Annotated in this window: 3 protein-coding genes (1 of these 3 only partly in view); all 3 read right to left on the bottom strand. The window is 69.2% G+C overall.

Going from position 1 to position 24440, the window contains the following annotated elements:
• Tightly spaced (each overlapping or abutting the next), the 3 genes in view from HEP81_RS33120 to HEP81_RS33110 form a layout consistent with a single transcriptional unit that may run on beyond the window.
• Nucleotides 1–490, bottom strand: partial view of an amino acid adenylation domain-containing protein gene (locus HEP81_RS33120; protein WP_190276056.1) — the 5' end (the start) only. Its footprint begins 13229 nt before the window's first position; only the first 490 of its 13719 coding nucleotides appear in the window; it begins with the start codon at nucleotides 488–490; the stop codon falls past the left edge of the window.
• Complete coding sequence (locus tag HEP81_RS33115; RefSeq protein WP_190276055.1) at nucleotides 487–19794, bottom strand: non-ribosomal peptide synthetase; 19308 nt, start codon at nucleotides 19792–19794, stop codon at nucleotides 487–489. The genes HEP81_RS33120 and HEP81_RS33115 overlap by 4 nt, the downstream gene beginning before the upstream one ends.
• A complete protein-coding gene (locus HEP81_RS33110) occupies nucleotides 19791–24440 on the bottom strand; it encodes a non-ribosomal peptide synthetase (RefSeq protein WP_207748334.1) in 4650 nt (1549 codons plus the stop codon). The genes HEP81_RS33115 and HEP81_RS33110 overlap by 4 nt, the downstream gene beginning before the upstream one ends.

Raw genomic sequence — 24440 nt, 5'->3', positions numbered from 1 at the left:
GCAGCGGCTCCCACTCCGGAGCGGCACCGGCGCAGCGTGCCGTGTACGCGGCCGCCAGATCCCGGGCCAGCGGCCCGAGCGACCATCCGTCACCCGCGATGTGGTGCACCACCGCGACCAACACCCACTCGTCCGCGTCGACCTCGAACAGCCACGCCCGTACCGGTATCTCGGATTCCAGGTCGAACGCGTGGCCCGACACCGACTCCACGTCGGCCGCGATCCGCTCGCTGTCGCTCTCCCGCAGCACCAGCTCCGGCGCGGCCTTCTCCACGGGCAGGATCCGCTGGTACGGCTGGCCGTCCGCCTCCGGGAACACCGTCCGCAGGCTTTCGTGCCGGTCCACGACATCCACCAGCGCCGCGTTCAGCGCGGCAACGTCCAGCGCGCCCCGCAGTCGTACCACCAGGGGAATGTTGTAGGTCGCGCTCGGCCCTTCCAACCGGCCCAGGAACCACAAACGCCGCTGAGCAAAGGACACCGGAATCATGAGCGCTCCTCGTACTTCGACCTGTCCATGCGGCGCAACGCCGGACGTGCTTTCTTCACGTTGCCGAGCTGATCAACAACCCCGGCAACCGTGGGGTTTTCGAATAGCGGCCTGATGTCGAGCTCCAGGCCCATGACCGTGCGGATGCGGCTGATGAGGCGGGTGGCCAGCAGTGAGTGGCCGCCGAGTTCGAAGAAGTTGTCGTCGATGGTGACCTGTTCGACGCCCAGGGCCTCGGCGAACAGCTCGCACAGCTGCTTCTCCTGTGCCGTACGCGGGGCGCGCCCCTTCGTACCGGCGGTGAACTCGGGTGCGGGCAGCGCCCGGCGGTTCAGCTTCCCGTTCGGTGTCAGCGGCAGCTCGTCCAGGACCATGACCGCGGCCGGGACCATGTAGTCCGGGAGCGCCTTCGCCGCATGCGCCCGCAGATCCTGCGGGTCGAGCACCGCGCCGCCCGCCGGTACGGCGTATCCGACGAGCCGTTTGTCGCCGGGTCGGTCCTCCCGTACGACGACCGCGGCCCGCGCGACATCGGGATGCGCGGCCAGGGTCGACTCGATCTCGCCCAGCTCGATCCGGAAGCCGCGCACCTTCACCTGGTCGTCGATGCGGCTCAGGTACTCCAGCCGGCCTTCCGCGTTCCATCGCACCAGGTCACCCGTGCGATACATCCTCGAGCCCGGCGCCCCGAAGGGATCGGCGACGAAGCGCTCCGCGGTGAGGTCCGGGCGGTTCAGGTAGCCGCGTGCCAGGCCGTCACCGGCGATGTACAGCTCGCCCGGGACACCGATCGGCACCGCCGACAGGCCCGTGTCCAGGACGTAGACCTGGGTGTTGGCGATCGGGCGGCCGATCGAGGAAACCCCGCCGGCCTCCGCGTGGACGTCGTCGACGGTGGACCAGATGGTGGTCTCCGTCGGCCCGTACAGGTTGGTGACGGACGCGGTTCGGGAGACCAGTGTGCGGGCCAGTTCGCCCGGCAGCGCCTCGCCGCCGACCAGGGCCCGTACGCCGGTCAGTTCGTCCCGGGCATCGGCGACGACCGCGTGCCACAGGCTCGGTGTCGCCTGCATGACCGTCACCCCGGCGGCGGTGATCAGCGAGCGCAGGGCGAGCGGGTCGCGTACCTGGTCCGGTGCGGCCAGGACGACCGTCGCGCCGTTCAGGAGAGGCAGGTACAGCTCCAGGCCGGCGATGTCGAACGCGATCGTCGTCACCGCCAGCAGCCGGTCGCCCGCCGCAAGACCGAACCGCTCCTGCATCGACGTCAGGAAGTTCACCAGGGCACGGTGCTCGATCACCACACCCTTCGGGCGGCCCGTCGAACCCGAGGTGAAGATCGCGTACGCCGGAGTGCCCGCGCGCAAGGGGCCCGACCGCTCGTCGTCCCGCAGATCGTCTCCCGCCTTCGCGTCGAGGGCCTGCCGCGTGGCGGAGTCGTCCAGGAGGAGCCGGTTGGTGCCGGCCGGTACCTCGACCGCGGCGCTCTCGACCGTGATGACGGCCATGGGGTGGGCGTCTTCGAGGATGGCGGCGATGCGGTCGGCGGGGTAGTCCGGGTCGATGGGGACGTAGGCCGCCCCCGTCTTCAGCACCGCCAGCAGTGCCACCACCAGCTCGGCGGAACGGGGCAGGGCGACCGCGACGAACCGCTCCGGCCCGGCGCCCTCCCCGACCAGCAGCCGCGCCAGTCGGTTCGCCCGCTCGTTCACCTCGCGATACGACAGCTCGACGCCGCCGAACACCAACGCCGTGGCCTCCGGCGCCTGCGCGACCCGCTCCTCGAACAGCGCCGGCAGCGAACCGTCGGAGACGTCCCGACCGGTGTCGTTCCAATCGCCGACGATCCGGTCCAGGCGGGCCTGGTCGAGAACGGGCAGGGTGTGCAGCGGGGTCTCCGGGGCCTCGTCCAGGGCCTGGACCAGTCGGCCGGTCGCGGTGTCCATCAACGACAGGACGAGGCCGGGGTCGATCGGATCGACGCACTGCACGGTGAAGACGAACCCGTCGCCGGTGTCGTCAACCGACACCGTCAGCGGGTAGTTGGTCCGCTCCTGCGCGAACAGGACCTCGATCCCCTCCACTTCCATACCGGCGTCCGCCGCGCCCACGCTGTGCCGGTAGTTGAACAGCGCCGTGAAGAGCGGCGCCTCCGCCGCGACACCACTCATACGCTGAGCGAGGGCCAGCGGCGCGTGCTCATGGACCAGCAGCTCGGCCAGGTCACCCTGCATCGAACGCACCGCGTCAAGCACCCCACCACGACCGGTGTCGAGTCGGACCGGCAACGTGTTGATGAACAGCCCAGGGATACGGTCCGCACCCGCGCCGGCCTGCATCCGCCCGAACAGCACAGTGCCGAAGACGACATCCTCACGGCCCGCGACCGCCGCGACCACCCGGGCGAACATCACATGCAGCACCGTCGCCGCACTCACACCCAGACGACGAGCCACCTCACGCACGGAGGCGGCTGTCGCCTGGTCGAGAGCCACGGAGGACTCGGCCACGCCTGTGCCATCGCCCCGCACATCCAGCACCGCGAACGGCGCGGTCGGCTCCGTGACATCGCCGAGGAGGGTGGTGAAGAACTTCTCGTGTTCGGCGACCGGGATCCCGAGCCTCGCCTGTGCGACGAAGTTCCGGAACGGCAGCGGCGCCGCCAGCTCCCCCTCACGGCCCTCCAGGAAGGCCTGGACCTCGGCGAAGAGAACGTCCACCGCCGTGTGGTCCTGGATGAGGTGATGCACCTGTACGAGGGCCACGCATCGGGTGGTGCCGGGAACCGGAGCCACGGTGACATGCACGAGCGGGGCCAAGGTGATGTCCATGAGGGTCCCGCAGGCCGCGAGCAGCCCGTCCACCACGCCCTGCACATCACCCTCGGCGATGTGCTCCAACGCGGCCTCGCGCACCGGGATTTCGGCGTGCCTACTGACCACCTGGACCGGCTCCCGCAGGCCCTCCCAGAGCACAGCGGTGCGCAGGATGTCGTGCCGATCGACCACCTTCTGGAGGACGGCGACGAACTCGTCCAGCCGAGAGCGGGAATCGAAGCCCAACGCCATCGGAAGGACGTAGGCGTCCTCGCCCGAGGAGGCGCCCATCAGGTGGTGGAAGAGGATGCCCTCCTGGAGCGGCGCCAGCGGGTACACATCGGCGATGTTCGCCACCCCGCCGGGCACCCTGGCGACGACCCGCCCGATCTCCTCCGGCGACAGGCCCGCGAGCGGCAGCATCTCCGGCGTGATCACTTCCACGCCCTCCACGATCCCGTTCTCGGGCACCACCACGGACCCACCGGACACACCGCCATCGGTCGAGTCCAGGCCCATCGCGAGCCCTGCCACCGACGGCGTCACGAACAACGAACGCACCGGCACCGACAGCCCACGCTCACGCAGACGCTCGACCAACGACACCGCGAGCAGCGAATGCCCGCCCAGCTCGAAGAAGTTGTCGTCAATGGAGACGCGCTCGACACCCAGCACCTCGGCGAAGACCTGGCACAGGATCTCCTCCTGCTCGGTGCGCGGCGCACGACCACTTGTACCGGCGGCGAACTCCGGAGCGGGCAACGCCCGTCGGTCCAGCTTCCCGTTCGGGGTCAGCGGCAGCGCGTCCAGGACCATCACCGCGGCCGGGACCATGTAGTCCGGCACCGACTCCGCGACATACGCCCGCAACTCGGCCGGATCCACGACAGAACCAGCCACGGCGACGGCGTAACCGACAAGCCGCTTGTCACCGGGACGATCCTCACGCACGATCACCGCCGCCTGCGCAACCTCCGGATGCCCGGCCAGAACGGACTCGATCTCACCCAGCTCGATCCGGAAACCGCGGACCTTCACCTGGTCGTCGATGCGACCCAGGTACTCCAACTGACCTTCCGCACTCCACCGCACCAGATCACCGGTCCGATACATCCGCGAGCCCGACACCCCGAACGGATCGGCGACAAACCGCTCCGCCGTAAGCCCGGCACGGTTCAGATAGCCGCGCGCCAGACCGGCACCCGCTACATACAACTCACCCGCGACACCCACCGGGACAGGGCACAGACCCGAATCCAACACGTACAGGCGCAGATCCGGGATCCCCTCACCGATACCACTCCCCGCACCGGTAACGCACTTCTCCGCGTCCAGAGGCAGATGGGTGACGTGCACCGTGGTCTCGGTGATCCCGTACATGTTCACCAGCGTCGGACCACTCTCACCCCGCCGCTCGTACCACGACGCCAGCCGACCCAGATCCAGCGCCTCACCACCGAACACCACATACCGCAGCGCCAGTCCGTCACCCACCGCCGGATCGTCCCGATCCGCCTGCATCAACTGGTAGAAGGCAGACGGCGTCTGGTTCAACACCGTCACACCCTCACGCACCAACAAACCCAGGAACTCACCCGCCGAACGACTCACCTCGAACGGCACCACCACCAACCGACCACCGTGCAGCAGCGGACCCCACAACTCCCACACCGAGAAGTCGAACGCATAAGAGTGGAACAACGTCCACACATCCTGCGACCCGAACCCGAACCACGACTCCGTCGCACCGAACAACCGCACCACCGAACGATGTTCGACCACCACACCCTTCGGCCGCCCCGTCGAACCCGACGTGTAGATCACATACGCCGGGGACGCCGCGTTCAACGGGGCGAGTCGATCCTCATCGGTCAGATCGCCCCCTGCTCGTGTCTCAAGGGCGCGCAGGGTTGCGGAGTCGTCCAGCAGGACATGGGGTGTGCCCTCGGGCAGCACGCGCTCCGCGCCGTAGCCCGTGATCACGGACATGGGGCGGGCGTCTTCGAGGATGTAGGCGATGCGATCGGCCGGGTAGTCCGGGTCGATCGGCACATACGCGGCGCCGGTCTTGAGCACCGCAAGCAACGCGACGACCAGGTCGGCGGAGCGAGGCAGGGCGACCGCGACGAACCGCTCCGGACCCGCGCCCTGCTCCACCAGCAACCGCGCCAGCCGGTTCGCCCGCTCATTCACCTCCCCATAACTCAGCTTCAGATCCTCGAACACGACCGCCACGGCGTCCGGCGTCCGCGCCACCTGCTCCTCGAACAACACCGGCAGCACCCCGACCGGAACCTCCCGGCCAGCGTCCTTCCAATCGCCGAGGACTTCACTCAGGTGGGTGTCGTCGAGGACGGGGAGGGTGTGCAGCGGGGTTTCCGGAGCCTCGTCCAGGGCCTGGACCAGCCGGCCGGTCGCGGTGTCCATCAACGACAGGACGAGCTCGGGGTCGATCGGGGCCACGCACTGGACGGTGAAGACGAACCCGTCGCCGGTGTCGTCAACGGACACCGTCAGCGGATAGTTGGTCCGCTCCTGCGCGAACAGGACCTCGATCCCCTCCACTTCCATGCCCGCGTCCGTCGCACCGGCGCTGTGCCGGTAGTTGAACAGCGCCGTGAAGAGCGGCGCCTCCGCCGCGACGCCACTCATGCGCTGGGCGAGGGCCAGCGGCGCGTGCTCATGGACCAGGAGTTCGGCCAGGTCACCCTGCATCGAACGGACCGCGTCGAGCACCCCACCACGACCGGTGTCGAGTCGGACCGGCAGCGTGTTGATGAACAGCCCGGGGATGCGGTCCGCTCCCGCGCCGGCCTGCATCCGCCCGAACAGCACAGTGCCGAAGACGACATCCTCACGGCCCGCGACCGCCGCGACCACCCGGGCGAACATCACATGCAGCACCGTCGCCGCACTCACACCCAGACGACGAGCCACCTCACGCACCGCTGCGGCCGTCGCCTCGCTGACGGCGGCACGGGACTCGGCGACCGCCGTGCCGTCCCCACGCACATCCGTGATCCCGAACGGCGCGGTGGGCTCCATGACATCGCCGAGCAGACCGCCGAAGAATGCCTCGTGCTCGGCCGCCGGGATCCCGAGCCTCGCCTGCGCGACGAAGTTCCGGAACGGCAGCGGCGCCGCCAGCTCCCCCTCACGGCCCTCCAGGAAGGCCTGGACCTCGGCGAAGAGAACGTCCACCGCCGTGTGGTCCTGGATGAGGTGATGCACCTGCACCAGCGCCACCCACTGCTCGGTGCCGGGCACCGCGGCGACCGTGACATGCACCAACGGCGCCACGGTCACATCCATCAACGACCCGCAGACGGACAGCAGTCCGTCCACCACGCCCTGTACGTCACCGTCCGGGACCGGGTCCAACGAAGCTTCGGTAACGGGGACTTCGGCGTGTCGGCAGACGACCTGGACGGGCTCCCGCAGGCCCTCCCACATCACGGCTGTACGCAGGATGTCGTGCCGGTCCACCACCTTCTGGAGAACCGCGGCGAACTCGTCCAGCCGAGAGCGGGAATCGAAGCCCAAGGCCATCGGAAGGACATAGGCGTCCTCGCCCGAGGGCGCGCTCATCAGGTGGTGGAAGAGGATGCCCTCCTGGAGCGGCGCCAGCGGATAGACGTCCGCGATGTTCGCCACGCCACCAGGCACCCGAGCGACAACCCGGTCGATCTCCTGTGACGACAGGCCCGCGAGCGGCAGCATCTCCGGCGTGATCACTTCCACGCCCTCCACGATCCCGTTCTCGGGCACCACCACGGACCCACCGGACACACCGCCATCGGTCGAGTCCAGGCCCATCGCGAGCCCTGCCACCGACGGCGTCACGAACAACGAACGCACCGGCACCGACAGCCCACGCTCACGCAACCGCTCCACCAACGACACCGCGAGCAGCGAATGCCCGCCCAGCTCAAAGAAGTTGTCATCGATGGACACCCGCTCGACGCCCAACACCTCGGCGAAGACCTGGCACAGGATCTCCTCCTGCGGGGTCCGGGGGGCACGACCCTCCGAGTCGGCCGTGAGCTCCGGCGCGGGCAGCGCACGCCGGTCCAGCTTCCCGTTCGGCGTCAACGGCAGCGCGTCGAGTACGAGAACCGAAGACGGGACCATGTACTCCGGCACCGACTGCGCGGCGTACGCCCTCAACTCGCCGGGATCCACCACGGATCCAGCCGCAGGGACGACATAGCCGACAAGCCGCTTGTCACCGGGACGGTCCTCCCGCACGATCACCGCAACCTGCGCGATGCCGGGGTGCGCGGCAAGGACGGACTCGATCTCACCCAGCTCGATCCGGAAGCCCCGAACCTTCACCTGGTCATCGACCCGGCCCAGATACTCCATCTCCCCATCGGCGTTCCAGCGGACCAGGTCACCGGTCCGGTACATCCGGGAGCCCGGCACACCGAACGGATCGGCGACGAAACGCTCCGCCGTCAGACCCGGACGGTTCAGATAACCACGCGCCAGACCCTCGCCCGCCGCATACAACTCACCCGCGACACCAACCGGCACCGGGCACAGACCCGCGTCCAGGACATACACCCGGGTGTTCCACGAAGGCCGCCCGACCGGCACCGCACCCACCGCAGCCTCCACACCAGGCAGAAGCCGATACGCCACACAACCGACCGTCGCCTCGGTCGGACCGTACTCATTGATCACCACCGCCGTCGGATGCGCACGCCGCCACCGCCCCAGCTGCTCACCCGTCAACTGCTCACCACCCACGACCAGATCACCCGACGGCGAGAACACCCCCGGCAGAGCGTCCAGCAACGCGATATGACTCGGCGTGACCTTCGCGAACGTCAACGGCGCCCCCGCCAAAACCGCCTCGACAGCCGGACTCTCCTCCAGCTCCGCCACCACCACACGCCCACCACTGACCAACGGCGCGAACAACACCGTCACCGTCAGATCAAACGACACCGGCGAATGCAACAACGCATTCCCCCGCACCCCCGGATACGTCTCAACCGCCCACCACACATAATCGACAACCGACCGATGCTCGACCACCACACCCTTCGGCCGCCCCGTCGAACCCGACGTATAGATCACGTACGCCGGTGCGCCCGCGTTCAAAGGCGCACGCCGCTCAGTGTCGGCAAGGTCGCTGGATGCCTGTGCGTCAAGGGCCTGCTGGGTGGCGGTGTCGTCCAGGAGGATCCGGCCGGTCCCGGCCGGCAGCTCGACTCCGCTGTCCCCGACCGTGATCACGGCCATCGGATCGGCGTCGGCGAGGATGTAGGCAATACGGTCGGCCGGGTAGTCCGGGTCGATCGGCACATACGCCGCCCCCGTCTTCAGCACCGCGAGCAACGCCACGACCAGTTCGGCGGAACGCGGCAGGGCCACCGCGACGAACCGCTCCGGACCGGCACCCTGCCCGACCAGCACCCGCGCCAACCGGTTCGCCCGCGCATTCAGCTCCCGGTACGACAACTCCACGCCCTCGAAGACGACCGCCCCGGCGTCCGGAGTCCGCGCCACCTGCTCCTCGAACAGCGCTGACAGCGTGCCACCCGGCAGCTCTCGGCCGGTCTCGTTCCACTCCTCCAGCACCAGCCGCCGTTCGCCGGCATCGAGGAAGCGCGCCTTGCTGACGGGCTGCCTCGGGTCCGCCAGGACCTGCACCAGGAGGCGTGTCAGCCAGCCCGCCATCCGCTCGATGGTGGAACGGTCGAACACATCCGTGGCGAACTCGATCCCACCCGAGATCCCGGCCGGCTCACCCGCTCCGGTGAAGGACTCGGCCAGGTTGAACGACAGATCGAACTTCGCCGCACCCGTCCCACCAGGACCCGCCTCCACCTCAAGACCCGGCATCACCAGATCGGAAACGGGCGCGTTCTGGAACGCCAACGCCACCTGGAACAAAGGATGCCGACCCATCGACCTGACAGGGTTCAGCACCTCCACCAACCGCTCGAACGGCACGTCCTGCGCCCCGAACGCCCGCAGATCCGTCTCCCGAACCCGCTCGACCAGATCCGCGAACGACGGATCACCCGACACATTCGTCCGCAACACCAGCGTGTTCACGAAGAACCCGACAAGGTCATCCAGCGCCTCGTCCAACCGACCCGCCACCGGCGAACCGATCGGAATGTCCTCACCCGCACCCAACCGCGACAACAGAGCCGCCACCGCAGCCTGCATCACCATGAAGACACTCGCCCCACGCTCCCGCGCAAGACCCAGCACCCCACGATGCACCCGCTCATCGAACGCCAACTCCACGACGTCACCAGCGTACGAAGCGACCACCGGACGCGAACGATCAAACGGCAGCGTCAACTCTTCCGGAATCGCGGCGAGTTCACTCCGCCAGAACTCCAGCTGAGCCGCACCAAGGGTCCCCGGATCGCCCTCGTCCCCGAGCAACTCCCGCTGCCACAGCGTGTAGTCCGCGTACTGCACCGGCAGCGGCTCCCAACCGGGCGCCGAACCCTCACACCGCGCCGCATACGCGACCGCCAGATCCCGCGCGAGCGGACCGAGCGACCAACCATCACCCGCGATGTGATGCACCACCGCGACCAACACAAACTCATCCGCGCCGACTTCGAACAACCAGGCCCGCAACGGGATCTCGGACTCCAGGTCAAAGGCATAGCCCGAGACGGAATCGACATCAGTGTCCAGAGTCTCCGCAGAGCTCTTCCGAACCGCTACCTCAACGCCGGCTTCCTCGACGCCGAGCACCCGCTGATACGGCTGCCCGTCCGCCTCCCCGAACACCGTCCGCAAACTCTCGTGCCGACCCACCACATCGGTGAACGCGGCATCCAGCGCTGCGACATCGAGCGCGCCCCGCAGTCGTACGACGAGCGGGATGTTGTACGTCGCACTCGGCCCTTCCAGCCGACCCAGGAACCACAACCGGCGCTGAGCAAACGACACCGGAACCAACTCCGGACGCTCAACCGCCCTCAGAACAGCCCTGCCCGCACCAGCACCCGCAAGCCGCTCCACCAACCCCGCCACCGACGGAGCCTCGAACAAGGCACGAATGCCCAACTCCACACCCAGCACCGACCGGACACGACTCACCAGCCGCGTCGCCAGCAGCGAATGCCCGCCCAACTCAAAGAAGTTGTCATCAATGGACACCCGCTCAACGCCCAACACCTCGGCGAAGACCTGGCACAGGATCTCCTCCTGCGGCGTCCGCGGAGCGCGACCGGCCGTACTGGCCGCGAACTCAGGCGCAGGCAGGGCCCGCCGGTCCAGCTTCCCGTTCGGCGTCAACGGCAGCGCATCAAGGACGAGAACGGCGGACGGCACCATGTACTCCGGCAGCGCCTTGGCCACATACGCCCGCAGCCCGGCGGGGTCCACGGCAGTACCAGGCGCTGCGACGAAATATCCGACGAGCCGCTTGTCACCGGGACGGTCCTCGCGCACGATCACCGCGGCCTGGGCGATGTCGGGGTGCGCGGCGAGGACGGATTCGATCTCGCCGAGTTCGACGCGGAAGCCGCGGATCTTGACCTGGTCGTCGACCCGGCCGAGGTATTCGATCTGGCCGTCGGTGTTCCAGCGGACGAGGTCACCGGTGCGGTACATACGGGAGCCGGGAGCCCCGTAGGGGTTGGCGACGAAGCGTTCCGCGGTCAGGTCGGGGCGGTGATGGTAGCCGCGGGCCAGCTGGGTGCCCGCGATGTACAACTCGCCCGCGACACCGACCGGTGCCGGGGCCAGACCCGCGTCCAGCACGTACAGCCGGGTGTTCCAGACCGGCCGCCCGATCGGCACCGAAGCCCCGAGCGGACCCCGGCACTCCCACCAGGACACATCCACCGACGCTTCGGTGGGGCCGTAGAGGTTGAACAGGGGCACGTCCAGGACCTGCCGGAAGCGCTCCACCACCTCCGGGGGCAGTGCCTCACCACTGCACACCACCCGCCGCAGCCCCTCGCACCGGACAGCGGCAGGCTCCTGGAGGAACACCTGGAGCATGGACGGCACGAAGTGCACCGTCGTGACCCGCTGCTCGGCGATCACCTCGGCCACATACGCGGGATCCCGGTGACCACCGGGCCGCGCCACCACCAAGCCCGCACCCACCAACAACGGCCAGAAGAACTCCCACACCGACACATCGAAACCGGACGGCGTCTTCTGCAACACCCGGTCATCAGCCGCCAGCCCGAACCGGTCCTGCATCCACAACAACCGGTTCACGATCCCGCGGTGCTCGACCACCACACCCTTGGGACGACCCGTCGACCCCGACGTGTAGATCACATAGGCAGGCGCGTCGGCGTGGAGCGTCGCGAGCCGTTCGGCGTCGGCGAGGTCACCGGGCGCCTGCGCGTCCAGAGCCTCCTGCGTGGCGGGACCGTCAAGGACTATTCGGGCGGTGCCAGCCGGCAGTTCGACTCCACTGCCCTCGACCGTGATGACGCACATGGGGTCGGCGTCGCCGAGGATGTAGGCGATGCGGTCGGCCGGGTAGTCAGGGTCGATCGGCACATACGCCGCACCGGTCTTCAGCACCGCCAACAGCGAGATCACCAGCTCGGCGGAGCGGGGCAGGGCGACGGCGACGAACCGCTCCGGCCCGGCGCCCTGCCCGACCAGCAGCCGCGCCAGCCGGTTCGCCCGCTCGTTCACCTCGCGATACGACAACTCGACGCCCTCGAACACGACCGCAATCGCATCCGGGGTCCGCGCCACCTGCTCCTCGAACAGCGTGGGAAGGGCCGCGCCGGAAACCTCCTGACGGGTGTCGTTCCAGCCGTTGAGGACCTGGGCAAGCTCGGTGTCTTCGAGGATGCGCGCCCGGCTGACCGGTTGCCGCGGGTCCGCCAGCACCTCCTCCAGCAGACGTGTCAGCCAACCAACCATCCGCTCGATCGTCGCCCGGTCGAACACGTCCGTGGCGAACTCGATCCCACCCGAGATCCCGGCCGGCTCACCCGCTCCGGTGAAGGACTCCGACAGGTTGAAGGACAGATCGAACTTCGCCGCGCCCGTGGCCCCCGGCTCGGCCAAGACGTCCAGTCCAGGCATCTCCAGGTCGGACACAGGAGCGTTCTGGAACGCCAGCGCCACCTGGAAGAGCGGATGCCGGCCCATGGACCTGACAGGGTTCAGCACCTCCACCAGCCGCTCGAACGGCACGTCCTGCGCCCCGAAGGCCCGCAGATCCGTCTCCCGGACCCGCTCGACCAGATCCGCGAACGACGGATCACCCGACACGTCCGTCCGCAGCACCAGCGTGTTCACGAAGAACCCGACAAGGTCATCCAGCGCCTCGTCCAACCGACCCGCCACCGGCGAACCGATCGGGATGTCCTCACCCGCGCCCAACCGGGACAGCAGGGCGGCCACCGCGGCCTGCATCACCATGAAGACACTCGCCCCACGCTCCCGCGCGAGGCTCACCACTCCACGATGCACCCGCTCATCGAACGCCAGCTCCACGACGTCACCGGCGTACGAAGCGACCACCGGACGCGAACGATCGAACGGCAGCGTCAACTCATCGGGAATATCAGCGAGTTCACCTCGCCAGAACTCGACCTGCGAGGCGCCGACGCTCTCCGAGTCGTCCTCGTCTCCCAGCAACTCCCGCTGCCACAGGGTGTAATCCGCGTACTGCACCGGCAACGGCTCCCACCCCGGAGCCACGCCCTCACACCGCGCCGCATACGCGACCGCCAGATCCCGCGCGAGCGGACCCAGCGACCAACCATCACCCGCGATGTGATGCACCACCGCGACCAACACAAACTCATCCACGCCGACCTGGAACAGCCACGCCCGCACCGGAATCTCGGACTCCAGATCGAACACATACCCCGACACCGACTCCACATCGGCATCCAGCGTCGCCGCCGAGCTCTCCCGAACCTCGACCGCGACCCCGGCCTCCTCAACACCGAGCACCCGCTGATACGGCTGCCCCTCCACCTCCCCGAACACCGTCCGCAGACTCTCGTGCCGACCCACCACATCCACCAACGCCGCGTTCAGCGCACCCACATCCAGCGCACCCCGCAGCCGTACCACCAGCGGAATGTTGTACGTCGCACTCGGCCCCTCAAGCCGGCCCAGGAACCACAACCGGCGCTGAGCAAACGACACCGGAACCAACTCCGGACGCTCAACCGCCCTCAGAACAGCCCTGCCCGCACCAGCACCCGCAAGCCGCTCCACCAACCCCGCCACCGACGGAGCCTCGAACAAGGCACGAATGCCCAACTCCACACCCAGCACCGACCGGACACGACTCACCAGCCGCGTCGCCAGCAGCGAATGCCCGCCCAACTCAAAGAAGTTGTCATCAATGGACACCCGCTCAACGCACAACACCTCGGCGAAGACCTGGCACAGGATCTCCTCCTGCGGCGTCCGCGGGGCGCGACCCTCACCATCAACGGCGAACTCCGGCACCGGCAGAGCACGCCGGTCCAGCTTCCCGTTCGGCGTCAACGGCAGCGCGTCAAGGACGAGGACGGCGGACGGCACCATGTACTCCGGCACCGCGGCACCCACGAACGCCCGCAGCGCCCCGGGCTCAAGCGCCGCACCGGCCGCCGGAACGACGTACCCGACAAGGCGCTTGTCGCCCGGCCGGTCCTCGCGCACCACCACCGCGACCTGCGCGACCTCCGGATGTCCGGCCAGAACCGACTCGATCTCGCCCAACTCGATCCGGAAACCACGCACCTTCACCTGGTCATCGACACGACCCAGATACTCGATCTCCCCGGCCGCGTTCCACCGCACCAGGTCCCCGGTCCGATACATCCGCGCACCGGCCGCCCCGAACGGATCCGCGACGAACCGCTCCGCCGTCAGGCCAGGGCGGTTGAGATACCCGCGCGCCAGGCCGTCGCCCGCGATGTACAACTCACCCGCGACACCGACCGGGACCGGGCACAGGCCCGCGTCCAGGACATAGGTGGAGACATTGTCGATCGGCCGGCCGATCGGCGGGGTGGTGTCCACGCCCGAACCGGCATCAGCATGCCAGTACGTCGTGTACACCGTCGCCTCGGTCGGACCGTAGATGTTCGCGACCCGGGCTCCGGGCATGGCCGCCTGAATGTCCCGCACAGTGTGCGCGGCCAGCGCCTCACCGGCCAGGGCAACCGCACTCGGCCGAGCATCACCCAGCGAACCGGCCAGCAGATGGGAGAACGCCGACGGCACACCGCTGACCAGGCTCCCGGCCAGCGCCTCGGGCTCCAGATCGGCCAGGGACAGCAGGTCCTGGACGACCTCGATGCTCCCACCGGCCACCAGCGGGCTGAAGATCTCGAAGACCGAGACATCGAAGTTCAGCGACGTCGAGGCCACAACCCGCGCCAACTGTCCGAACTCGAACCTGCGATCCGCCCACGCCAGCAGATTGACGACCGACCGGTGCTCGACCACCACACCCTTGGGACGACCCGTCGAACCCGAAGTGAAGATCACGTACGCCGGAACATCCACGCCCAACGATCCCAGACGCTCGGCATCGGTGAGGTTCTCGGCCCCCATCGCAGCCAGCCGCGCCACGGTCCCGGGCTCGTCCAGCAGGATCCGGCTCGTGCCGGCCGGCAGCTCGACACCGCTGCCCCTGACCGTGATCACGGCCATCGGGTCGGCGTCATCGAGGATGTACGCGATGCGGTCGGCCGGATAGTCCGGGTCGATCGGCACATACGCGGCGCCGGACTTCAGCACCGCGAGCAGCACGATCACCAGCTCCGCAGAACGAGGCATCGCCACGGCGACAAACCGCTCCGGACCGGCACCCTCCCCGACCAGCAGTCGCGCCAGCCGGTTAGCCCGCTCATCGACCTCGCGGTACGACAGCTCGACACCGTCGCATACGACCGCCACGGCGTCCGGCGTCCGCGCCACCTGCGCCTCGAACAGCGCCGGCAGCGTGCCATCGGCCACCGCGGCGGAGGTGTCGTTCCACTCCTCCAGCACCAGCCGCTGTTCGCCTGCATCGAGGAAGTGCGCCCTGCTGACGGGCTGCCTCGGGTCCGCCAGGGCCCCCTCCAGCAGACGGGTCAGCCAGCCCGCCATCCGCTCGATCGTCGCCCGGTCGAACACGTCCGTGGCGAACTCGATCCCACCCGAGATCCCGGCCGGCTCACCGGACTCGGTGAAGGACTCGGCCAGGTTGAAGGACAGGTCGAACTTCGCCGCGCCCGTCCCACCCGGGCCCGCCTCCGCCTCAAGACCCGGCATCACCAGTTCCGACACGGGTGTGTTCTGGATCGCCAGCGCCACCTGGAAGAGCGGATGCCGGCCCAAGGACCTGACCGGGTTCAGCGCCTCCACCAGCCGCTCGAAGGGCACGTCCTGCGCCCCGAACGCCCGGAGATCGGCTTCGCGAACGCGCTCCACCAACTCCACGAACGACGGATCACCCGAGACGTCCGTCCGCAACACCAGCGTGTTCACGAAGAACCCGACCAAGTCGTCGAGCGCCTCGTCCAACCGACCCGCCACCGGCGAACCGATCGGGATGTCCTCACCCGCGCCCAACCGGGACAGCAGGGCGGCCACCGCGGCCTGCATCACCATGAAGGCGCTCGCCCCGCTCTCCCGGGCAAGGCTCAGCACACGCCGATGCGTCCGCGCGTCGAACGCCAACTCCACGACGTCACCAGCGTGCGATGCCACCGCCGGACGAGGCCGGTCGAACGGCAGCGCCAATTCCTGCGGGATCTCGGCGAGTTCGCGCCGCCAGAACTCGACCTGCGAGGCGCCGACGCTCTCCGAGTCGTCCTCGTCTCCCAGCAACTCCCGCTGCCACAGCGTGTAATCCGCGTACTGCACCGGCAACGGCTCCCAACCAGGCGCCGAACCCTCACACCGCGCCGCGTACGCGACCGCCAGATCCCGCGCGAGCGGACCCAGCGACCAACCATCACCCGCGATGTGATGCACCACCGCGACCAACACAGACTCACCCGGGGCAACCTCGAACAACCACGCCCGCACCGGAATCTCGGACTCCAGATCGAACACATACCCCGACACCGAATCCACATCGGCATCCAGCGTCGCCGCCGAGCTCTCCCGAACCTCGACCGCGACCCCGGCCTCCTCAACACCGAGCACCCGCTGATACGGCTGCCCCTCCACCTCCCCGAACACCGTCCGCAGACTCTCGTGCCGACCCACCACATCCACCAACGCCGCGTTCAGCGCTGCGACATCGAGCGCGCCTCGCAGTCGTACGACGAGCGGGATGTTGTACGTCGCGCTAGGCCCTTCCAGCCGGCCCAGGAACCACAACCGCCGCTGAGCAAACGACACCGGAACCAACTCCGGACGCTCAACCGCCCGAAGCGTCGGACGCCCGGCACCGGCACCCTCGATCCGTGACACCAGCCCCGCCACCGACGGGGCCTCGAACAGGACGCGGATGCCCAGCTCCACACCCAGCACCGAGCGAACTCGACTCACCAGCCGCGTCGCCAGCAGCGAATGCCCGCCGATTTCAAAGAAGTTGTCGTCGATGCCGACCTCGTCGACGCCGAGCACTTCCGCGAACAGCGCGCACAGCTGCCGCTCCTGCTCGGTGCGCGGGGCGCGGCTCTCCACACGTGCCGTGAACTCCGGGGCCGGCAGTGCACGCCGGTCCAGCTTTCCGTTCGGCGTCAGAGGCAACGCGTCGAGAACGAGAACGGCGGACGGCACCATGTACTCCGGCACCGCGGCGGCCACAAAGTCCCGCAGCCCGGCGGGGTCCACGGCGAACGCACCGTCGGCGACGACGTAAGCGACAAGCCGCTTGTCACCCGGCCGGTCCTCGCGTACCACCACCGCGACCTGGGCAACCCCACGATGCCCGGCCAGAACCGACTCGATCTCGCCCAACTCGATCCGGAAACCACGCACCTTCACCTGGTCGTCGACGCGACCCAGGTACTCGATCTCCCCGGCCGCGTTCCACCGCACCAGGTCCCCGGTCCGATACATCCGCGCACCGGGAGCCCCGTAGGGGTTGGCGACGAAGCGTTCCGCGGTCAGGTCGGGGCGGTGATGGTAGCCGCGGGCCAGCTGGGTGCCCGCGATGTACAACTCGCCCGCGACACCGACCGGTGCCGGGGCCAGACCCGCGTCCAGCACGTACAGCCGGGTGTTCCAGACCGGCCGCCCGATCGGCACCGAAGCCCCGAGCGGACCCCGGCACTCCCACCAGGACACATCCACCGACGCTTCGGTGGGGCCGTAGAGGTTGAACAGGGGCACGTCCAGGACCTGCCGGAAGCGCTCCACCACCTCCGGGGGCAGTGCCTCACCACTGCACACCACCCGCCGCAGCCCCTCGCACCGGACAGCGGCAGGCTCCTGGAGGAACACCTGGAGCATGGACGGCACGAAGTGCACCGTCGTGACCCGCTGCTCGGCGATCACCTCGGCCACATACGCGGGATCCCGGTGACCACCGGGCCGCGCGACCACGAGTCCGGCGCCCACGAGCAGCGGCCAGAAGAACTCCCACACCGACACATCGAAACCGGACGGCGTCTTCTGCAACACCCGGTCATCAGCCGCCAGCCCGAACCGGTCCTGCATCCACAACAACCGGTTCACGATCCCGCGATGCTCGACCACCACACCCTTGGGCCGACCCGTCGACCCCGACGTGTAGATCACATAAGCCGGAGCACCCGCGTGCAGCGGCGCGAGCCGCTCCGCATCCGTGAGGTCACCGGACGCCCGCGCGTCAAGAGCCTCCTGCGTGGCGGGACCGTCCAGCAGGACCTGAGCGCTGCCCGCGGGCAGTACACCTTCCGCGCCGAGGCCGGTGATGGCGCACATCGGGTCGGCGTCGCCGAGGATGTAGGCGATGCGGTCGGCCGGGTACTCCGGATCGATCGGCACATACGCCGCGCCCGTCTTCAGCACCGCCAACAGGGCGATCACCAACTCGGCGGACCGCGGCAGGGCGACGGCGACGAACCGCTCCGGACCCGCGCCGCCCTCGATCAGCAGCCGGGCGAGCCGGTTCGCCCGCTCGTTCACCTCGCGGTACGACAGCTCCACGCCCTCGAACACGACCGCAACCGCATCCGGGGTCCGCGCCACCTGCTCCTCGAACAGCATGGGCAGCGTGTTGTCCGGCACCGCGGTGGAGGTGTCGTTCCACTCCCCCATCACCAGCGCGCGCTCCGCCGGATCCACCATCTCCGTGGCGGCGACGGTACGGCTCGGGTCGACCCGCACCGCTTCCAGCAGGCGCAGCAGCCAGCCCATGATCCGCTCGGCGGTCGGCTGGTCGAACAGGTCGGGGCGGTAGTCCAGCCACATCCGCAGGCGCTCGCCGGGGACGGCGACGAGGCGGAGCGGGTAGTGCGCGGCGTCCTTCACCTCCATGGACTCCACGTGCAGCCCGGCGTCCGTCAGGTCGAGGGACTGCGGGTCGACGGGGTAGTTCTCGAAGACGATGCAGGTGTCGAACAGTTCCTTGGTGCCGGCCATGCTGTGCAGTTCGGACAGCCCGATGTGATGGTGCTGGAGCAACTGGGCCTGGGTGTCCTGCAATTGCTGTAGTCCGGTCTCGAGGGACGCGGAGGGCACGACCCGCATGCGAACGGGGATCGTGTTGATGAGCATGCCGATCATCGAGGCGGCGCCCGCGAGTTCGGGCGAGCGGCCCGAGACGGTGGCACCGAAGGTGACGTCGTCACGCCCGGTGAGGCGGCTGAGGAGGATTCCCCAGGCGCCCTGGACCGCGGTGTTCAGCGTCAGGCCGCGGCTGCGCAGCTGCCGGGCCAGGGCGGCGGTGTCCTCGGCCGAGAGTTCGGCGTGGACGCGCTCGGGTATCGCGGTGCCCTGGCGGGTGGCGCCCGGTGCGACCAGGGTCTCGCCGTCCAGGTCGGCGAGGACCGCGCGCCACGCCTCGCGCCCGGCCTCGCGGTCCTGGTTCGCGACATGGGCGAGGAAGTCACGGTACGGCGCCACGCGCGGCAGCGCCGACTCGTCGCACCGGTTCGTGTAGAGGGTGAACAGCTCCCGCATGAACAGCGGCATCGACCATCCGTCGAGGATGAGGTGATGGTTGATGAGGACCAGGCGGTGCAGGTCGGCCGCGATCCGGATGAGGGTGAAGCGGAGCAGGGGCGGTCGGGCGGGGTCGAAGCGGGTGGCACGGTCCTCGATCACCAGCCGGTCCGCTTCACGTCCGGCTTCCTCCCGACTCCGTGCGCTCAGGTCGAACTCGCGCCACGGAAGCGGTACTTCGGTCGGGATGACCTGGACGGGTTCGCCGGTCTTCCGCTGCCGGAAGGAGGCCCGCAGGTTCGGGTGCCGGCGCAGCACCGTCTCGGCCGCGGCTCGCAGCGCCTCGGTGTCCAGCGTGCCCTTGAGGTCGAACGCCCACTGGACGGTGTAGACGTCCGTGTCGGTGGGGTCGAAGAGGGAGTGGAAGAGCAGGCCCTCCTGGAACGCGGACAGAGGCAGAATGTCTTGGATACGCGGCCGGCCGGTCACCAGGTCCCCCACTCGGATTCAAGTTCACTTGCGAAGTCGTCGATCTCGTTCTGGCTGATGTCCACCAGCGAGAGGTCGGACGGCGTAGGGCCGCCCGCATCGGGGCGCCGCGCGTGTGCGGCGAGCGCCGTCAGGGCGCGGAACCAGGTGTCGGCCAGGTCACGCAGGGTCGTTTCGGAGAAGTGGGCCTCGGACCAGGTCCAGTGGACGGCGAGTCGGGCACCGTCGGGGCCGTCCACGGTGACGGCGCTGATCTCGATCGCGTGGTCCGCGCCCGACTCGGTCGCGTCGCTCCCGCGCAGCACCCATTCGGGTTCGGTCGTCCAGTCGCCACCGTCGCTTCCGCCTCCTCCCTCGAAGGTTCCGAGGTAGCTGAAGCGGATCCGCGGCGCGGGCAGGGCGGCGAGTTCGGCCCGGGTGTCCGGGTTCAGATGGCGCAGCAGTCCGTAGGCGATGCCGTTGTCGGCGTACTCGCGCGCCTGCTCCTTGATCGCCTTGAAGGCGCGGCCCAGGTCCGCCCCACCGGCCCAGATGTCCCGCCACTCGACCTCGCCCGGGTCGAGCAGCATCGGGTGGATGCTGGAGAAGCAGCCCACCGTCGCCGACAGATCGGCGGGCGCGGGCAGGACGGCGCGGCCGTCTCCCGCCACCTCCAGCAGTACGGATGTGCCGTGCGCCGTCCCGTGGTGCCGCCGCCGGTCGGCCACCGCCAGGGTCAGCCCGGCGAGCAGTGCGTCCTCGACGGTGGCGTGGAAAGCGGTCGGTACGGTCGTCAGCAGAGCGGCCGTCTCGTCCTCGGCCAGCTGGAGGGTCATACGGGAGCGTGCCGAGCCGGTGCCCAAGAGACCGGCTTCCGGGCTGGGTTCGCCACCCTTGAGCGCCTCGGTCCAGCGCCGCACGCCGTGCAACTGCTCATCACTGGCGGCCAGTTCGGCCAAGTGGGCCGCCCATGTACGGAAGGAGGCGACCGGCCGCGGGAACGTGGGTGTCGTACCGGCCATGGCGGCGGCACACGCGGTCGCCAGATCGGCGAGCAGGATCCGCCAGGACGTCCCGTCCACGGCCAACCGGTGTACGACCCACAGCAGCCGCCCCCGCACCGACGGCCCGGCATCGAGCCAGGTGACCGTGAACGCGACACCGGCCCGAAGGTCCAACTCCCCTGCCGTGCACTCGCGTTCGTGCCACACGAGGGAGTCGATCTCGTCGTCCGTCAGCCCGCCGACGTCGATCCGGCGGATCCGGGCCGGGACGTCGACCGCGTCCCGCCCCCGCACATACAACGTTGTCGTACCGTCCCCCGCCTGCTCGGCGCGTAGCCGGAGCACATCATGCCGCGCCACCAGCGCGCTCACGCCCGTGTGCAGAGCCTCGGGGGTCAGACCGGCGGGGGTCCGTACGACCATGGCCCGGTGAAAGCCGTCGAGCGAGCGGCCGTCTTCAAGCAGCCGCCGCATCATGGGAGTTGGTGCCACCTCTCCCACGCCCGCGGCCGCGTCCTCCGGGGCCTCCTCGGCGAGGACGGTCACGACGGGTGCCAGCGCGCGGACGTTCCTCAGCCGGTACACGTCCTTCGGCGCGATGCCCAGTCCGGCCTGTCCCGCCCGACGCACCACCTGGATCACCAGGATGCTGTCGCCGCCGAGTTCGAAGAAGCTGTCGTCGATGCCCACGCCATCGACGCCGAGGACTTCGGCGAACACCGCGCACAGGGTCTCTTCGAGCGGCGTCCGGGGCCCCTGCCCCTTCGTGCCGATGGTCGACCCCGGTGCGGGCAGGGCGCGGCGGTTCAGCTTTCCGTTCGGGGTGAGCGGCAGCGCGTCCAGGGCGATGACCGCCGAGGGGACCATGTAGTCCGGCAGTGCACCGGCCACATACGCGCGCAGGGCCTGCGGGTCGGGTACGGCTCCGGGGGCGGGGACGACGTATCCGACGATCCGCTTGTCACCGGGGCGGTCCTCCCGTACGACCGCCGCGGCGCGGGCGACCTCCGGGTGCCCGGCGAGCGCGGACTCGATCTCGCCCAGCTCGATCCGGAACCCGCGCACCTTCACCTGGTCATCGACGCGCCCCAGGTACTCCAGCCGTCCCGTCGTGCTCCAGCGCGCCAGATCCCCGGTGCGATACATCCGCGAACCCGGCGCTCCGAACGGATCGGCCACGAACCGCTCCGCCGTCAGCCCCGGACGGTTCACATAGCCGCGCGCCAGACCGGCACCGGCGATGTACAACTCCCCCGCCACACCCACCGGCACCGGGCACAGGCCCGCGTCCAGCACGTAGACCCGGGTGTTGGCGATCGGCCGCCCGATCGAGGGCACACCGCCCACGTCCCCCAGGACGTCGTCCGCCGTGGACCAGATCGTCGTCTCGGTCGGCCCGTACAGATTCGTCACCGAGGCGGCCCGAGCCGTCAGCTCCCGCGCCAGCTCACCCGGCAACGCCTCACCGCCGACCAGTGCCCGCACCCCGGCCAACTCGTCACGGGCATCGGCGACAACCGCGTGCCACAGGCTCGGCGTCGCCTGTACGACCGTCACCCCGGCGGAGGCGATCAGCGACCGCAGCGCGAGTGCATCACGCACCTGTTCCGGCGCCGCCAGGATCACAGCCGCGCCATGGAGCAGCGGCAGATACAGCTCCAGACCGGCGATGTCGAACGCCACCGTGGTCACCGCCAGCAGCCGGTCCCCCGCGCCCAGCCCGAACCGCTCCTGCATCGCCGCCAGGAAGTTCACCAGCGCCCGGTGCTCGACCAGCACGCCCTTGGGCCGACCCGTCGAACCCGACGTATAGATCACGTAGGCCGGAGCATCGGCCTGGAGAGGCGCGAGCCTCTCGGCCTCGGCGAGGTCGCCGGACGCCTGCGCGTAGGGAGCCTCCGGCCTGGCGGAACCGTCGAGGAGTACGCGGGATATGTCGGCCGGCAGCTCGACGCCGCTGTCCTCGACCGTGATGACCGCCATGGGGTCCGCGTCGTCGAGGATGTGGGCGATGCGGTCGGCCGGGTAGTCCGGGGCGATCGGAACATAGGCCGCGCCCGTCTTCGACACCGCCAGCAACGCCACGACCAGGTCGGCGGAGCGTGGCAGGGCGACGGCGATGAATCGCTCCGGGCCCGCGCCCCGGTCGAGGAGCAGGCGGGCGAGCCGGTTCGCTCGTTCGTTCACCTCGCGGTACGACAGCTCGACGCCCTCGAAGACGACCGCCACGGCGTCCGGTGTCCGCGCCACCTGCTGCTCGAACAGGACGGGAAGAGTGTCGTGGGGGATGTGTCGGGCGGTGTCGTTCCACCCCTCCAGCACCTGTGTGCGCTCTGCCCGGTCCATCAACTCCGTGCGCACGATGGGTTGTTGTGGGTTTGCGGCGAGGTTGTTGATGAAGTGTTGGAGGCGGGTGAGGTGGTTGGTGAGGTCGTCGTGGGTGTAGAGGGCGGGGTTGGCGTGAAGGTCGACCCGTAGACGGCCTGGGTGGGTGTCGGGGGCGATGGTGAGGGCGAGGTCGGGGACGGGCCCGTTGGTGAGGGGGTGGGCGGAGGCCGGGTGGCCGGCGAAGTCGAGGCGGTGCTCGAAGGAGAGGATGTTGACCATCGGCCCGAACGCGTACTGCCCTCCCGCGTGCCCCAGCCCCGCATGGAGGTCTTCCTGCCGGTAGCGCTGACGCAACAGGAGGTGCCGGACGGAGGCCGAGACATCGGTGAGGACGTCGGTGATCGTCGCCCCGGACGGGACGGGGACGCTCAGGGGCAGGATGTTGGAGAGCATGCCCGGGGTGCTGCGGTGCACCGCCGTGACCCGGGACGTGACCGGCAACTCCACCGTGACCGTGTCCCGGCCCGCAAGCCTCGCGAAGTACGCACCACTCAGAGCGAGAACGGCGCCCGTCCACCCGGCAGGCCCCAGCCCCGCCGCAGCACACACAGCATCGACCGCACCCTTGTCCAGATACGCCGACTGCTGGAGAGGGAAGTCGGCTGCCGATGCGGACCGGCCGGACAGCAGCAGTGGTTCCACCTCGGTCAGAGGCCGGGCGGACCAGAAGTCAAGGTCCCGCTCGTGCTGCGGCGAGTCGCGGTAGTCACGGTCCTGTTCCACCAGCCGGCCCAACGACCTGAACGACGTCTCCGGGCACGGCACACCACGGACCAGCGCCGTGTACACCTCGGCCACCCGACGGGCCACCAGCGAACAGCTGTATCCGTCCAACACGATGTGATGACACCGCTGATACCAGAAGAACCGCTCCTCGGAGAGCTTCAGCAACGCCCACGTGAACAGCCGTCCCCCGCCCGCCAGATCGAACGGACGGCGCATCTCCTCACGCATCCACGCACGCGCCCCACCCTCCGGATCAGCAAGCCCGGACACATCCACCCGGGTCAAAGACCAGTCCGAGCCGGAGACCAGTTCCTGACGGACCTCGCCCCCGCGCTCCACGATCCGCACCCGCAGAGCCTCCGCCTCCACGAGAACCCGGCCCAGCGCACACTCGAAAACATCCGCATCGACAGGACCCGCGATGTCAGCGAACTGACTCACATGAAAAACAAGACTCTCCGGCTCCAACTGCTGCGCCACCCACACACCCAACTGCGCGGCCAGCAGAGGCAAAGAAGTGCTCGGGGCATCCGTCACTTGAGGTCCCAT

It is taken from the genome of Streptomyces griseofuscus (assembly GCF_014673495.1).
Lineage (GTDB): Bacteria > Actinomycetota > Actinomycetes > Streptomycetales > Streptomycetaceae > Streptomyces > Streptomyces murinus.
The sequence above is the reverse complement of the archived record's forward strand: the minus strand, read 5'-3'. Positions and strand labels throughout refer to the sequence as shown.

What these genes read in the sequence shown, in the direction of transcription:
- HEP81_RS33110 (WP_207748334.1), bottom strand. Translation starts at nt 24,440, where the DNA reads ATGGGACCTCAAGTGACGGATGCCCCGAGCACTTCTTTGCCTCTGCTG.